The sequence below is a fragment of the Streptomyces sp. NBC_00989 genome (genome assembly GCF_045162655.1).
GTDB lineage: Bacteria > Actinomycetota > Actinomycetes > Streptomycetales > Streptomycetaceae > Streptomyces.
Map to the genome: position 1 here is coordinate 7,230,507 of NZ_CP108728.1, position 13,500 is coordinate 7,244,006.

At 68.3% G+C, this 13,500-nt stretch carries 17 protein-coding genes; 8 read left to right on the plus strand and 9 right to left on the minus strand.

Annotation, left to right across the window (positions count from 1 at the left end; genetic code table 11):
- Positions 1-26: 26 nt before the first annotated feature.
- Positions 27-824, plus strand: coding sequence for a sugar phosphate isomerase/epimerase family protein (locus tag OG714_RS32250; RefSeq protein WP_406132035.1), 798 nt, complete (start codon positions 27-29; stop codon positions 822-824).
- A gap of 95 nt (positions 825-919) precedes the next feature.
- Here OG714_RS32250 and OG714_RS32255 read toward each other — a convergent pair whose 3' ends face one another.
- Entirely contained in the window at positions 920-1,138 is a 219-nt protein-coding gene (locus OG714_RS32255) for a DUF397 domain-containing protein (protein WP_406126276.1), read from the minus strand.
- Complete coding sequence (locus tag OG714_RS32260) at positions 1,125-1,949, minus strand: Scr1 family TA system antitoxin-like transcriptional regulator (RefSeq protein WP_406126278.1); 825 nt, start codon at positions 1,947-1,949, stop codon at positions 1,125-1,127. Before OG714_RS32260 ends, OG714_RS32255 begins: the two co-directional genes overlap by 14 nt.
- Positions 1,950-2,073: 124 nt before the next feature.
- Between OG714_RS32260 and OG714_RS32265 the strand changes: the two genes are divergently transcribed.
- A complete protein-coding gene (locus OG714_RS32265; RefSeq protein ID WP_406126280.1) occupies positions 2,074-2,265 on the plus strand; it encodes a hypothetical protein in 192 nt (63 codons plus the stop codon).
- 17 nt (positions 2,266-2,282) lie between these two features.
- On the plus strand, positions 2,283-2,609 hold the full coding sequence (locus OG714_RS32270; RefSeq protein WP_406126281.1) for a hypothetical protein: 327 nt from the start codon (positions 2,283-2,285) through the stop codon (positions 2,607-2,609).
- A 51-nt stretch (positions 2,610-2,660) separates the two neighbouring features.
- Here OG714_RS32270 and OG714_RS32275 read toward each other — a convergent pair whose 3' ends face one another.
- The 6 genes from OG714_RS32275 to OG714_RS32300 all read right to left on the minus strand — a co-directional run bounded on the left by OG714_RS32275 (position 2,661) and on the right by OG714_RS32300 (position 9,745).
- Positions 2,661-3,641, minus strand: coding sequence for an AraC family transcriptional regulator (locus OG714_RS32275; protein WP_406126283.1), 981 nt, complete (start codon positions 3,639-3,641; stop codon positions 2,661-2,663).
- Positions 3,642-3,870: 229 nt separating this feature from the next.
- Positions 3,871-4,260: a D-ribose pyranase gene (gene rbsD, locus OG714_RS32280; protein ID WP_406126284.1), complete on the minus strand. Its 390-nt coding sequence runs from the start codon at positions 4,258-4,260 to the stop codon at positions 3,871-3,873.
- A complete protein-coding gene (locus tag OG714_RS32285) occupies positions 4,257-5,159 on the minus strand; it encodes a ribokinase (protein WP_406126286.1) in 903 nt (300 codons plus the stop codon). Before OG714_RS32285 ends, rbsD begins: the two co-directional genes overlap by 4 nt.
- Before the next feature lie 59 nt (positions 5,160-5,218).
- Positions 5,219-7,171 carry a substrate-binding domain-containing protein gene (locus OG714_RS32290; RefSeq protein WP_406126288.1) on the minus strand — a complete coding sequence of 651 codons (1,953 nt, stop codon included), beginning with the start codon at positions 7,169-7,171 and terminating at the stop codon, positions 5,219-5,221.
- The gene (locus OG714_RS32295; protein WP_406126289.1) at positions 7,161-8,714 is read right to left on the minus strand and encodes a sugar ABC transporter ATP-binding protein; all 1,554 of its coding nucleotides are present in this window, start codon (positions 8,712-8,714) and stop codon (positions 7,161-7,163) included. The genes OG714_RS32290 and OG714_RS32295 overlap by 11 nt, the downstream gene beginning before the upstream one ends.
- On the minus strand, positions 8,711-9,745 hold the full coding sequence (locus tag OG714_RS32300; RefSeq protein WP_406126291.1) for a LacI family DNA-binding transcriptional regulator: 1,035 nt from the start codon (positions 9,743-9,745) through the stop codon (positions 8,711-8,713). The genes OG714_RS32295 and OG714_RS32300 overlap by 4 nt, the downstream gene beginning before the upstream one ends.
- 279 nt (positions 9,746-10,024) lie before the next feature.
- Here OG714_RS32300 and OG714_RS32305 point away from each other — a divergent pair, with 279 nt between their 5' ends.
- From OG714_RS32305 to OG714_RS32325, 5 genes are all read left to right on the plus strand, one after another.
- Positions 10,025-10,216 carry a hypothetical protein gene (locus OG714_RS32305; protein WP_406126293.1) on the plus strand — a complete coding sequence of 64 codons (192 nt, stop codon included), beginning with the start codon at positions 10,025-10,027 and terminating at the stop codon, positions 10,214-10,216.
- Entirely contained in the window at positions 10,200-10,724 is a 525-nt protein-coding gene (locus OG714_RS32310; protein ID WP_406126294.1) for a DUF6879 family protein, read from the plus strand. Before OG714_RS32305 ends, OG714_RS32310 begins: the two co-directional genes overlap by 17 nt.
- Positions 10,721-11,551 carry a helix-turn-helix domain-containing protein gene (locus OG714_RS32315; RefSeq protein WP_406126296.1) on the plus strand — a complete coding sequence of 277 codons (831 nt, stop codon included), beginning with the start codon at positions 10,721-10,723 and terminating at the stop codon, positions 11,549-11,551. The genes OG714_RS32310 and OG714_RS32315 overlap by 4 nt, the downstream gene beginning before the upstream one ends.
- A gap of 536 nt (positions 11,552-12,087) precedes the next feature.
- Positions 12,088-12,312: a DUF397 domain-containing protein gene (locus tag OG714_RS32320; RefSeq protein ID WP_406126298.1), complete on the plus strand. Its 225-nt coding sequence runs from the start codon at positions 12,088-12,090 to the stop codon at positions 12,310-12,312.
- An 84-nt stretch (positions 12,313-12,396) separates the two neighbouring features.
- The gene (locus tag OG714_RS32325) at positions 12,397-12,864 is read left to right on the plus strand and encodes a hypothetical protein (protein ID WP_406126299.1); all 468 of its coding nucleotides are present in this window, start codon (positions 12,397-12,399) and stop codon (positions 12,862-12,864) included.
- 18 nt (positions 12,865-12,882) lie between these two features.
- On the opposite strand, the gene OG714_RS32330 is transcribed toward OG714_RS32325, so the two are convergent.
- Positions 12,883-13,302, minus strand: a complete 420-nt coding sequence (locus tag OG714_RS32330) for an ATP-binding protein (protein ID WP_406126300.1) — start codon at positions 13,300-13,302, stop codon at positions 12,883-12,885.
- Positions 13,303-13,500 lie beyond the last annotated feature (198 nt).

Consider the following 13,500-nt stretch of genomic DNA (forward strand, 5'->3'; position numbering starts at 1 on the left):
AGTTGGCGCGCTTCTCCATCAACCAGATGACGGTGAAGCAGCTGTCGATGCCCGAACTGGTCGACGCCTGCTTGGAGTTGGGCGTCCCCGGCGTCGGCCTCTGGCGCGAGCCGGTCCAGTCGTACGGCCTGGAGGAGACCGCGAAGCTGGTCCGCGACGCGGGGCTCGCGGTGACAACGTTGTGCAGGGGCGGCTTCTTCACGGCGATCGACCCGGACGAGCGGTCCCGCGCCCTGGACGACAACCGCCGGGCCGTCGACGAGGCGGCCACCCTTGGCACGGACACCCTCGTGCTCGTGTCGGGCGGTCTCCCGGCCGGTTCCAAGGACCTGCACGGCGCGCGGGAGCGGATCGCCGACGCGCTGGGGGAGTTGGGGCCCTACGCCGAGGAGCGGGGCGTACGGCTGGCCATCGAGCCGTTGCACCCGATGTTCGCCTCCGACCGCTGTGTGGTCTCGACGCTCACCCAGGCCCTCGACCTCGCCGAGCGCTTCCCCGCCCAGCAGGTCGGCGTCACGGTGGACACGTACCACATCTGGTGGGACGACCGGGCACCCGAACAGATCGCCCGGGCGGGCGCGGGCGGCCGTATCCACACCTTCCAACTCGCCGACTGGACCACCCCGTTGCCCGAGGGTGTGCTCAACGGCCGCGGGCAGATCGGGGACGGCGCGATCGACATGCGGGAGTGGCTGTCGTACGTCGAGGCGGCCGGGTACACCGGGTCCGTCGAGGTCGAGCTGTTCAACGACGGACTGTGGGCGCGGGACGGGCGCGAGGTGCTGGCGGAGACGGCGGCGCGGTTCGTGGAGCACGTGCTGTGAGCCGGTGAGGTGTGCGTGGGGCTCCCGTGCGGTGGGTGGACTCACCTGTGCGGGAGTCCCACTCCTGGAAAATGGCCGGCTGCCGACTCGACGTACTAGACCCGACCACCCTTGACGGCACCGACGAACGCCGCCCAGTGGTCGGTCGAGAACACCAACGCCGGGCCGGTGACGGCCTTGCTGTCGCGGACGGGCACACCGGCGTAGCCGCGCGCGACCTCAAGGCACTCGCCCTGATCGCCGCCGCTGTGGCTGGACTTGTACCACCCGGTGAGTGCGGACGAGTCGGAGACGATGTGCTCACTGCTGACCATGCGCGTGTTCCTCCGCTGCCGCTCTGACGAGGGCCAGTGACTCTTGCTGCGACAAGGCGTCGCCCAAGACCAGAGCGTAGGCCGTCTGGCCGGCGGTCACCAGCGCTGGATCATCCATCAAGTTGCCGGTGAGGAAGCCCTCGGCGTAGGCCACCGGGGCCGAGTCGTCGAAGCTCATGAGCGTGAGCAGGCTCTGCTGGAGCGCGTGTGCTCCGACGCCGAACGGGAGGATGTGCAGTCGCATGCGCCCCGCTTCAGCCAAGTCGCCGATCTTGTGCAGTTGTTCGGCCATCACCTGAGAGCCGCCAACCCGGCGCCGCAGCACGGACTCGTCGAGCAGCGTCCAGACGACCGGGTTCAACGGGCCATCGAGAATCCGGGCACGCTTTGTTCGAATGACAACGGCCTCGTCAAGTTCCGCCGCGGTGTGGTTCGGCCGGTACGCGCGGAACAACGCACGCGCGTAGTCGTCGGTCTGGAACACGCCTGGAACGAGCGAGAGAGCGAACTGCTGGATGAGCGTGGCCTGTTGCTCCAGCTCGGCCACGGCTGCGAAGTGGTCCGCGTACTTCGACTCCAGGTCCTCCAGCCAGCGAAGGAAGAACCCGTCCGTCGCCAGCGCCTGATCGATCCGCCGTGCGTCATCGGGCCTCGGCAGCCGCCTCCCCGACTCCCAGTGGCTGATCAGCGTCGGCGAGCACACGACCAGCTCACCCAGTTCCTCCTGCGTCAGACCGGCCGCAAGTCGCCGCAGCCTCAACTCCTCCCCGTACTTCTCCCGTTGCGTCCGAGGCGAACGAGATTCGGTCATGGCCGCGACCCCCAACTTGACGTACGCGCTGTCAACCTCCAGGTACTGGCAGCGTAGCCAGCGCCGACCCCACTCTGTGACTGATTCGCCACAGCTCGCAGTCGAGGGAAAGCAGGAGGTCACCGTGTTCGCCCGCATCGCCCGGTTCCTGAAGCCAAGGCGCTACCGCCCCTATTCGTGTCCGTACGTCGGCGGCTCCACCCGCTACGCCACCGGAGAGCGCGGGGACGGTGCGTGCCCGCCCACCCCGTCGTACGAACTCCGCGGTGTCGGCATGGGCTCGCTCGGTGTTTCCCGTCGGGAGGGCGGCAAGTGACCCTCCAAGGACGCCTGTTGCCCTGGACCACCTTGGACGGAAACCCCTGTTACGTCGTCGGCGACGGCGCCGGCTACGTATCGCGCATGGCCGACGACGTCGAAGACGTACAGCTGGGGATGGCCGACGAACTGCTCGGGCACGCCGATGCCATCCTCGCCGCGCACCGCGCCACCGGTGCCGAACTGCGCTATCTGGCAAGGCGGTTGGTCGAGTCCCTGAGTAATGTCCGGCGGATCGCGGAGAGCCGGGGAGCCCGGTTGGAGAAAGGCGGTGCCCTGGTGCTCCAGCACACCCCCGCGGCGATGGAGCACCCGGCACCGAATGATCAGGATGCGGGGTGAGCGCCGGAACTGTCGTTAGCGGAGAGTCCATGCGTGGTGTTGGTTCTCCGTCTACTCAACTCCCCGCATCCGGTACTCCCTCGGCGACAACCCGTACGCCTGGCGGAACGACCGCGTGAAGTCCGCCGCGCGCAACAAGCCCCAGCGGGCGGCGATCGCGCGGATCGGGGTGTCCCGCAAGGCCGGGTTCGCCAGGTCGCGGCGGGCACCTTCCAGACGTTGCGTACGTATCCACGCCGCCACCGTCTCGCCCCGGGCGTCCTCCTGGAAGAGGCGGTGCAGATAGCTCAAGGAGATGTGGTGCGCGGCAGCCACCACCGGCGGAGTCAGCTCCGGATCGTGCAGGTTGTCCCGGATGAACGCCCGGATGCGTGCGATCAGGGTTCGGTGGCGCGTCTCCGGCGACAGCGCGGACTCCGCCTCCAGCACCTGCGCGAACCACGCCGCCACCAGGTCCACCACCACCGTGCCCAACCGCGTCGCGTCCGACGGCCGCAGGGACTCCGCCTGCTGGTCCAGGCCGGCCAGGAAACCCGTCAGCAGCGCGCCCGTACCCTCCCGGCCCGACAACCGCCTGCCCAGCAACGGCAGCATCCGGTCCGGGGGCATCGGCATCAACGCCTTGGGGAAGTCCACTCCGACCCCTGCGATCGCCCGCTGTCCGTCCGCCGGCGACGGGTGGACGTCGTACGGGCGCGAACTGTCCGTCACCCACAGGTCGCGCGGGCCGTAGAAATCGGTCCGGCCCACGTGGTCCAGGCCCAGGCCGCCGCCGAGCACCAGCGTCAGGTGGTACGTCTCCGGGTCGCACTGCCGCACCAGCTTCTCGGTCCGTACGAAGCGCGCCGGCAGCAACGACGTGGGCCACACATACACCGGCCCCAGCTCCATCATCCGCTGCTCCGCCCAGAAGTCCCCGGCGTGCTCGCTGCTGATGTGACTGGGCGCGATCGCCTGATGGGTCAACTCCCGCCAGTACTCGAACCGGTCCTCCACCGGCACGTCGTCACTCCGGAACAACGTCCCGATCATCCGGCCGCCCCTCTCCGTGTCTTCGTCGTCTCCGTCAAAAGAATCTTGGAAGTCCGTACAACCCTGCCCGCACCGAGCGGGTCGTACTTGACATCAGGACTCTTGGAGGGGGATCTGGGGGGATCGTGGGGGTCCTGATGGTGGAGGGGAAAACCCGAGGGGGCACGGTCGACGGACCGGGCCCCCTCGAATTTGACAGCGTTACACATTCTCCCGGACTGTCACACCTCTAGAAGAACACCCCGCACCGCAGCAGCACGTTCGCGTACGGCCGTGCCTCGCCCGTCCGTACGATCAGCCGCGCGTCCGCCGACAGCTCCTTGAGCCGCTCGTGGGAGACGAGGTCCAGGTCGGGGAAGCGCGCGTCGAGCAGGGCCGTGGCCGCGCGATTGGCGCCGCGTACCTCGCTCGCCGCCGTCGCGCCCTCCACCACCAGCTCGGCCAGCAGCCCGTCCAGCACCTCCTCGAACGACGGCACCCCGGCCCGGAACGCCAGGTCCACCACCCGGGGACCCCGGGGGATCGGCATCCCGGCGTCGCACACCAGCACCCCGTCCCCGTGCCCCAACTCGGCCAGCGCGCCGGAGAGATGACGGTTGAGAATCCCTGCCTTCTTCATAGCGCGGCGACCTCGTCCGCCGTGGGGAAGGAGTCCTGGGCGCCCTTCCTCGTGACGGCCACCGCACCGACCCGGGCCGCGTACGCGGCGGCCTCGGCCAGTTCGGAGCCCGTGCCCAGCTTCCAGGCCAGCGCCGCGGTGAAGGCGTCGCCCGCGCCCGTCGTGTCCACGGCGTCCACCTTCACGGACGGCACCCGGGTGACCCCGTCCTTGGACGCCACCAACGCGCCCTCAGCGCCCAGCGTCACGACCACCGAACGCGGCCCCTTCGCCAGCAGGATCCGCGCCCAGTCCTCGGGCCGCTCGCTCACACACGCGTCCCCGAGGATCACCTTCGCCTCGTGCTCGTTGACGATCAACGGGTCGCAGGCCGCCAGGACTTCGGACGGCAGCGGCCGCGGCGGCGACGGGTTCAGCACGAAGCGGCTGCCGTCCGCCAGATTCCGTACGACCTCCACGACCGTCTCCAGCGGGATCTCCAGCTGTACGGAGACCACCCGCGCGGCCTGGAAGAGACACGCGGCGGCCTGGATGTCGACGGGGAACAGCTTTCCGTTGGCCCCCGGCGACACCACGATGCTGTTGTCGCCGGACGGGTCCACCGTGATCAGCGCGACCCCGGTCGGCGCCCCGCCGACCAGCACGCCCACCGTGTCGACACCGGCGGCCCGCTGCGAGTCGAGCAGCAGCCGGCCGTGCGCGTCGTCGCCGACCCGGGCCAGCAGGACCGTACGGGCTCCCAGCCGGGCGGCGGCGACCGCCTGGTTGGCGCCCTTGCCGCCGGGGTGGACGGCCAGGTCGGAACCGAGGACCGTCTCGCCGGCGGCCGGCCGCCGCTCGACGCCGATCACGAGGTCGGCGTTGGCCGATCCCACGACCAGGAGGTCGTAGTCGTACATCAATTGACTCCCCACAGTGGTGACTTGGAGCGTTGATCCGGTCGTTGCCGGTGTCGTGGTCAGCCGGTGAACCCGGCCACGTTCTCCTTGGTGACCACCTTCACCGGCACCTTCACCGCGGACTCCACCTTCTTGCCCTGGGCCGCGCGCAGCGCGTTGTCCACGGCAATCTTGCCGAGTTGGCTGGGCTGTTGTGCCACGGACGCGTACAGCGTGCCCTGCTTGACGGCGGTCAGACCGTCGGGCGTGCCGTCGAAGCCGATGACCGAGACCGACTTTCCGGCCTTGGAACCGAGCGCCTTGATCGCGCCGAGGGCCATCTCGTCGTTGGCGGCGATGACGCCCTGGACGTCGGGGTGCGCCTGGAGCAGGTTCGACATCACGTCGAGGCCCTTGGTGCGGTCGAAGTCGGCCGGCTGCTGGGCGAGGACCTGGATGCCGGGGTAGGCCTTCAGCCCCTTGGCGAAGCCCTCGGCCCGCTCGCGCGCCGCCGAAGTACCCGCCTGGCCCTGGAGGATGACGATCTTGCCGGTGCCGCCCAGCTTCTCGGCGACGGTCTTGGCGGCGAGTTCACCGCCCACGACGTTGTCGGAGGCGACGAGGGTGTCCACGGCCGCCTTGTTGACGCCCCGGTCGACGGCGATGACCGGGATCTTCGCCTTGTCGGCGGCCTTCACGGAGTTGCTCGCCGCGTCCGAGTCCACCGGGTTGACGATGATCGCGCCGTAGTTCGAACTGGTGAAGTTCTGGAGCTGGTTGGCCTGCTGCGAGGCGTCGTTCTGCGCGTCCGTGACGGTCAGGTCCAGGCCCAGCCTCTTCGCCTCGGCCTGCGCACCGGCCCGGATCTGCACGAAGAACGGGTTGTTGAGCGTGGAGAGCGACAGGCCGAGCTTGGGCTTCGACGTCGTGGAGGAGTCGTTGTGCAGGAAGGAGGTGGCACCGACGATCGCGATGGTGACGACGGCCGCGAGCGCGTACGTGGTCGCCTGCTTGCCCTTGCTGCCACCGCCACCGCCCGCACCCGCGACGGGAGTCGCGCCCGCCTTGCGCCGCACGGTGTCCAGCAGGACGGCCAGCGCGATCACGACACCGATGACGACCTGCTGCCAGAACGCCGACACCGAAAGGAGGTTGAGGCCGTTGCGCAGCACCGCGAGGATCAGCGCGCCGATGAGCGTGCCGGACGCCTTGCCGGTGCCGCCCGCGAGGGAGGCGCCGCCGATGACGACCGCGGCGATCGCGTCCAGCTCGTACCCGTCGGCGGCCTGCGGCTGCGCGGAGGAGAGCCGGGAGGCGAGGACGATGCCCGCGGCGGCGGCGAAGACGCCGGACAGGGCGTAGATGGCGAGCTTCTGCTTGGAGACGCGCAACCCCGAGAGCCGCGCGGCCTCTTCGTTGCCGCCGATCGCGTACATCGAGCGGCCGATGTACGTCCGCCCGAGGATGAAGGCCGCGACGAGCCCCATCGCGATCATCACCAGGACCGGCACGGGCAGCCAGCCGCCCAGCGTGTCACCGAGGTGCGAGACCGAGTCCGGGAAGGCGATCGGGGAACCCTGCGAGATCACCAGCGACAGACCGCGCGCCACCGACAGCATCGCCAACGTCGCGATGAACGGCGGCAGTTTGCCGTAGGCGATGAGGAAACCGTTGACGAGACCGGCCGCGATGCCCGTGGCGATCGCGAGGATCACGGCGAGGAAGACCGGGACGCCGTGCTGGGTGGCGCTCCAGGCGAGGACGGTGGCCGAGAGGGCCGCCACCGAACCGACCGACAGGTCGATGCCCGCCGAGACGATCACGAAGGTGACACCGAAGGCGAGGATGGCGGTCACGGCCGCCTGGACACCGACGTTGAGAAGGTTGTCGGTGGTCAGGAAGTCGCCGGACAGCGCCGACATGGCGATGACCAGGACGATGAGCGCGGTCAACGCGCCGTTGTCGAGCAGCAGTCGGCGGATCCCCGTGGCGCCACTCGCGCCCGGCGTGCTCTTGAGCGTTTCAGTGGCCACGGTGGCCCTCCACAGCGGTAGTTGCTTGAGCGGTGGTCGCTTGGGTCGGTGTGCTGGGTGTGCTGACGGCGAGTGCCATCACGGAGTCCTGCGTGGCCTGTTCGGCGGATAGCTCGCCCGCGATGCGCCCCTGAGCCATCACGAGCACCCGGTCGCTCATGCCGAGAACCTCGGGCAGATCGCTGGAGATCATGAGCACGGCGGCACCGGCGGCGGTCAGTTCATTGATGAGCTGATAGATCTCGACCTTGGCGCCGACGTCGATCCCGCGCGTCGGCTCGTCGAGGATCAGCACCTTGGTGTCGGCGAGCAGCCACTTGCCGATGACGACCTTCTGCTGGTTGCCACCGGACAACGTCCGTACCTGCTGCCCGAGTCCGGCCATCCGCACGCCCAGTTGCTTCGCGATCCGCGCCGCGGCCTCGCGCTGCCCCTTGAGGTCGACAAGCCCACCCTTGGTGGCGGCCCGCATGGTGACGAGCCCGAGGTTCTCCTCCACGGACTGGTCGAGGACGAGCCCCTGCCCCTTGCGGTCCTCGGGCACGAGCCCGATCCCCGCGGTCATCGCCGCGTTGACGTCGTGCCCGCGCAACGCGGAGCCGCCGACCTTCACGACCCCCGTGTCGTACGGGTCGGCCCCGAAGACCGCGCGTACGACTTCGGTACGACCGGCCCCGACGAGCCCGGCGATGCCGACGACCTCACCGGCGCGCACCTCGAAGCTGATGTCGTGGAAGACCCCGTCCCGGGTGAGCCCCTCGACGGAGAGCAACGCGGCGCCGGTGTCCGGTCGTTCACGCGGATACTGCTGCTCGATCGACCGCCCCACCATGAGCCGTACGAGCTCGTCCTCGGGTGTCGTGGCAGGCACCTGCCCCACACTCTTCCCGTCCCGGATGACGGTGACGCGGTCCCCGAGGGCGGCGATCTCCTCAAGGTGATGGGTGATGAAGACGACCCCGACCCCGTCGGCGCGCAGTTGACGCACAATCGCGAAGAGCTTCTCGACCTCTTCGGAGGTGAGGACGGCGGTCGGCTCGTCCATGATCAGCACGCGCGCGTCGAGACTGAGCGCCTTCGCGATCTCGACCATCTGGAGCCGCGCGATACCGAGTTCACGGACACGCGCGCGTGGAGACACGTTCACGCCGACCCGCTCCAGCAGAACGGCGGCATCGGCCTCCATCCGCTTCCGGTCGATCATCCCGAGGCGACGCGGCTGCCGCCCCAGGAAGATGTTCTCGGCGACCGTCAGATCGGGAACGAGGTTGAACTCCTGGTAGATGGTGGCGATCCCGAGCCGCGCGGAGTCCTGCGCACTGTGGATGCGCACCTCCTCGCCACCGGCCAGGATGCGGCCGCCGTCGGGGCGGTAGGCGCCGGAGAGCATCTTGATGAGGGTGCTCTTGCCCGCGCCGTTCTCACCGAGCAGCACATGGACCTCACCCCGGCGCAGATCGAAGTCGACGCCGTCCAGCGCGACGACACCGGGGAAGGTCTTGCGGATGCCCTCGATGCGCAGCAACTCGTCGTCGTTGCTCACGACTGGCTCCTTCGAATTCGGACGGGAGGTTGGGAGGGGTACGGCTCGCCGCACGAGCGGCGCACGACGAGCCGGGCGGGAAGGGTGACGGACGGCGGGGGCCGCCCTTCGATCTGGTCGACGAGCGCACGCACGGCGGCCCGCCCCAACTCGCCCGTGGGCTGGGCGATGGCGGTGATCGGCGGATCGGTGTGCACGAACCACCGGATGTCGTCGAACGCGGCCAGCGCGAGATCCTCCGGAACCCGCAACCCACGCGCGCGTACGGCGTCCAGGGCACCCAGGGCCATCAGGTTGTCGGTGGCGAACACGAACTCGGGCGGCTCGGGCAGATCGAGGAAGCCCTCGGTGACCCGCCGCCCGCTCTCGACCTGGAAGTCGCCCTGCCCGATGTAGACGTCGGGCAGGGGGATCCCGTATTCACCGAGCGCGTCCCGGAAGGCCGCGACGCGCTCACTGCCGGTCGTGGTGGCAGCGGGCCCCGCGATGATGGCGAGCCGGCGATGCCCGAGCCCGTGCAGGTGGGCGACGAGATCCCGGATGGCGGCCCGCCCGTCGGCCCGCACGACGGGCACGTCCAGGCCGGGGATCCACCGGTCCACGAACACCATGGGGGTCCCGGCACGCGCGGCGTCCAGCATCCCGGCGGAACCGCCGTCGGTGGGGGAGAGGAGCAGCCCGTCGATACGACGGTCCAGCAGCGTCCGCACGTGGTGGTCCTGCAACTCCGGCCGCTCGTCGGCGTTGCCGATGATCACGCTGTACCCGAGGGCGCGGGCCTCCTCCTCGACGGAGCGGGCCAGCTCGGTGAAGTACGGGTTGAGCACGTCGCTGATGACCAGGCCGAGGGTGCGGGTCTGATCGGTACGCAGCGAACGGGCGACGGCGTTCGGGCGGTAGCCCAGCACCGCTACGGCGGCCAGCACGCGGGTACGTGCGTCGTCACTGACCGACGGATGGTCGTTCAGCACCCGCGACACCGTGGCCACGGAGACCCCGGCCTCGGCGGCGACGTCCTTGATGCTCGCCATCGTCGTTCCACCTCCTCGTGGAATCGATTACATGGAGGATTGGAATCGATTACATGCGAGTTAACAAGGGGGTGTGACCGGATTGTGATGAACGGGATGGGGGTGGGTGTCGTTGCGTGCGGAGGGGCTGCTGGGCGACCCCGGGGCAGGGGGATCGGGGGAGGTTACGCGCTTTCCCGTTCCGTCAACCGTGATCGCTTGACCCGTCCGCCCCTCGCTCGGGAGCATCAACCCAGAAGCGGGGTACTGGCAGTGCCATGGCGGAGGGGAACCCGGACCATGAAGGTCACCAAGCTGGTCAGCACGTGCGACATCAAGGACTGCCCGACGATCTATGCGACGGATCGCGGCACCTACCTGGTGCAGGGTGAGACGCCGACCGACCATGGGCTTGAGATCCCTGCTCATGAAACCCTGGTCGAGATCCCGATGGAACTGATCCAGAAGGCCATCCGTGACAACCTCGTCTAGGACCCTCGGGGACCTCTTCGACACATTCGAGCGAGAGGCGTTCCGCCTCGAAACCCTCGACGACTACAGCAAGTCCGGAAACGTCGACGCCTATCACGCTTTCCTGGCCGGGGAGCCGCGGCCGGACGACTACAACGCGGGCTGGGTCGACGAGCTCCGATCGCACACGGAGCAGGGGAAACGGATCTATCGGGTTCACATTCTGCTCCGCCCGCTCTCGGACTATCTCAGGTTCGAACTCGGGTGGGGGTACCAGAAGAACATGTCAGGGGGCGAAGAGTTCTTCATCCTCGACATCACCGACAGATCCAACCCTCTGGAGAACGTGCCGGACTTCTGGTTCTTCGACTCCGAGTCCGTGGCGGCCATGAACTACGACGGAACCGGGAAATTCCTGGGCGCGGAAGTCCTGTCGCCGGAACGAACGGCTGAATTCAGGCGATTCCGTGACCTGGCACTCGCACAGGCGGAGCCGTTCACCGAATGGTGGGCCAAGTACCGGGCGTGAACAGGGCACAGCTTGGAGCCGCGCTGAGGGCGCTGCGAGTGGCATCCGGGAAGGAAGCCAAAGCGGTGGCCCGCAGCGCCCTCATGTCTCCGTCCAAACTGTCCAAGATCGAGAATGCGAAGCTCGCAGCCGGCGCGGCGGACATAGAGCGCATCCTGACTGCCATCGGAGTGTCTGACGAGGTAAAGGCGGAGTACACCGAGGCCGCACGAGTATCGGCGACCGAGGCGACAGCATGGCGTCTCCTCAAGCGGATGGGAGTCCATAAGGGTCAGCAGGCCGCCAAGGCTCTGGAGACTCAGATGTCGACGCTGCGGCTGTTCCAACCGGCCCTGGTTCCTGGTCTGCTCCAGACACCGGAATACATCCGGGCCATTCTGCAACGCCACAACCTAGGTGAGGACGCACTCACCCGTACGATCAACGGTCGACTTGAACGTCAAGCGGTCCTCTACGACAACAAGAAGTCACTGCGGTTCATCATCACCGAACCTGTCCTGCGGTGGCGAATCGTCCCGCCGCAGATGATGGCTGCCCAGCTCGACCGCATCGTTTCCATTTCGCGGCTCTCTCACGTAGATATCCGGGTAGTTCCCCTGCGGGTTCAGCAGCGCGATATCGCGAATCACGCATTCGTCATTCGCGACGACCGAATGGTCACGATAGAAACGGTCCACGCCGAGGTGGTCGTCACGGACCCCAGAGATGTAGAACTCTACGTCGAAAAGTTTGAGGGATTCGAGCGAATGGCGTTGTCCGGTGACGGCATGCGGAGCTTCATCGAGACCACCCGCGACGACTTCTTGCGGGAACAGGAAACAGGCTAGAGAAGCTTCTGCGGCCCGCCGAAGATGGCGACATGGAGAGCGAAGAGAGAACGCCCGATCCTCAGACCGGGGCTACAGCAGGAACGCGCCTGACCGAATTGCCGCGTGAGCCTTCGGCGGTGCCTGGTTGCTCTGGCTGCCTGTCCTTGTCGGTGGCCCGCGAGAACGCCCGTTCCGTCGGAGATATCAGCGCCGTCTCCGACGCCAACGTGAGGATTCGCCGACACCAGACGAAGGTGCATGCGGCATGAGATCCGGCTCGGACCTCTTCGCCGACCGCCCCTTGATGACCATGCGGGTCTCTCGTGACTCCGGACGGTCCTGGGAGCCTGAACGATCTGTTTTCGGCGGCGATGATCTGGTTCCCCTGGCTACCTCGGAATGGCCTCCTTGCCAGTGCCCGCGTTGCGCTGCACGCGGTAAGCGCTCAGATCGCTGAAGCGTCGGTCTCCCTCTCCCCTCCATGAACTCCCGCCCATGACACGGGCGGCGGCGGTCAGCCATGGCCGCGATCAGCTCAGCAGGAAGGTGCAGCGATGCAGAACGGAACTGACCTGTACGCGCTCGACCTCAGCGGCGCATCGTTCGTGAAGGCGTGCGGTGGCCCCTGCACCGAAGGGTGCGTGACCCTGGCCCGGATCGGTGCGGACGCCTGGGCGTTGGGCGACAGCAAGCGGCTCGACGCGGAGCCGTTGCGGTTTACCACGGAGGAGTTGGACGCGGCGGGTATCGACCCGGCGCGGTTCGGCCTGAAGGCCTGATCCACACCCTCTGCCGACCGGGCCGGGTCCACAACCTGCCCTTGAGCCCGGCCCGGCCGGCACTTCTCGAAACGGGAACGACTGGTGCACCACCACGGCTACCTGTGGACCGGCCCGAAAGCGAGCTTCGACAACGAGGCGCTACGACGGCCCCCGCATCCGGAGCCTCCTCCCGCTGGACGCAAGCCGGAACTGATCCAGCGCTACCGCGAAGTGGCCGCGGAGTTCCCGACGGTGGATCTCCCGCCGCTCGAAACGGCGTACTGGCTCATCAAGCCCCGCTCGCTCGTGCGCGCCACGTGGAGCGAGGCGAAGGAGGCGGCGTCATGGCTTGGGGAGCAACTCGGGGAGTACGCGCCGCGGTTCGTCGCCGAAGCGCAGCGCGACACCACACACCTGGCCCGCCTCATGAACTCCGCTGCCGCGCGGCTGGAGTCGGGGGCTGACGTCTCGCTCGGCTTCTATCTCGAACGCCCCTCGTATCTGTCCCTGTCCCTGGTGACGTGCTCCCCGAACCGTTCGAAGCCCGAACTGCCCTGTCCTGTGCGGTAGTCCGGGCAGAACATCGTCTCAAGCCGCCGCAAGCTCGCACCACGCGAGCTTCCCCCGGCTCCCGTTCCGGGACAGCGGCTGCCAGCCCCACTGGTCGGCGCAGGCCCGGACCAGGGCGAGTCCGCGGCCTTCCTCCGCGTCGCCGAGTTCCTCCAACGACCGTGGCGGCTCCGGCGGTTCGGGATCGGCGTCCCAGGCCCCGAGCCGCAACACTCCCGCCGCCCAGCCCACCCGCAGCGCAGCGGGCCCCTCCGTATGCCGTACGGCGTTGGCGACCAGCTCCGTCGCGAGGAGTTCGGCGGTGTCCGCGAGCCGGATCAGGCCGTGCACCGTGAGGATCAGCCGGAGGGTACGGCGGCTGACGGTGACGGCGCGCAGGTCGTTCGGGACGTAGAGGCAGTACTCCCAGGGGACGGGTGGGGTCGGGATTTCGGGCATGCGGCAACTCCGGTTCGGTGGTGGGGATTTCGGAGGACTGCGGGATGTCACGGGCGGTGGCAGTGCCACAGCCGTCTTGGCAGGACGGAGTGGTGCGCTTCCGGTGTCCCGGGATGTCCGCAGTGTGTGCGTCGCGTCACTGACGGTAGGTCTTATTCTTCATGTTCTGCAAGCGGGTCGCGTAATCTGACCCCGAAC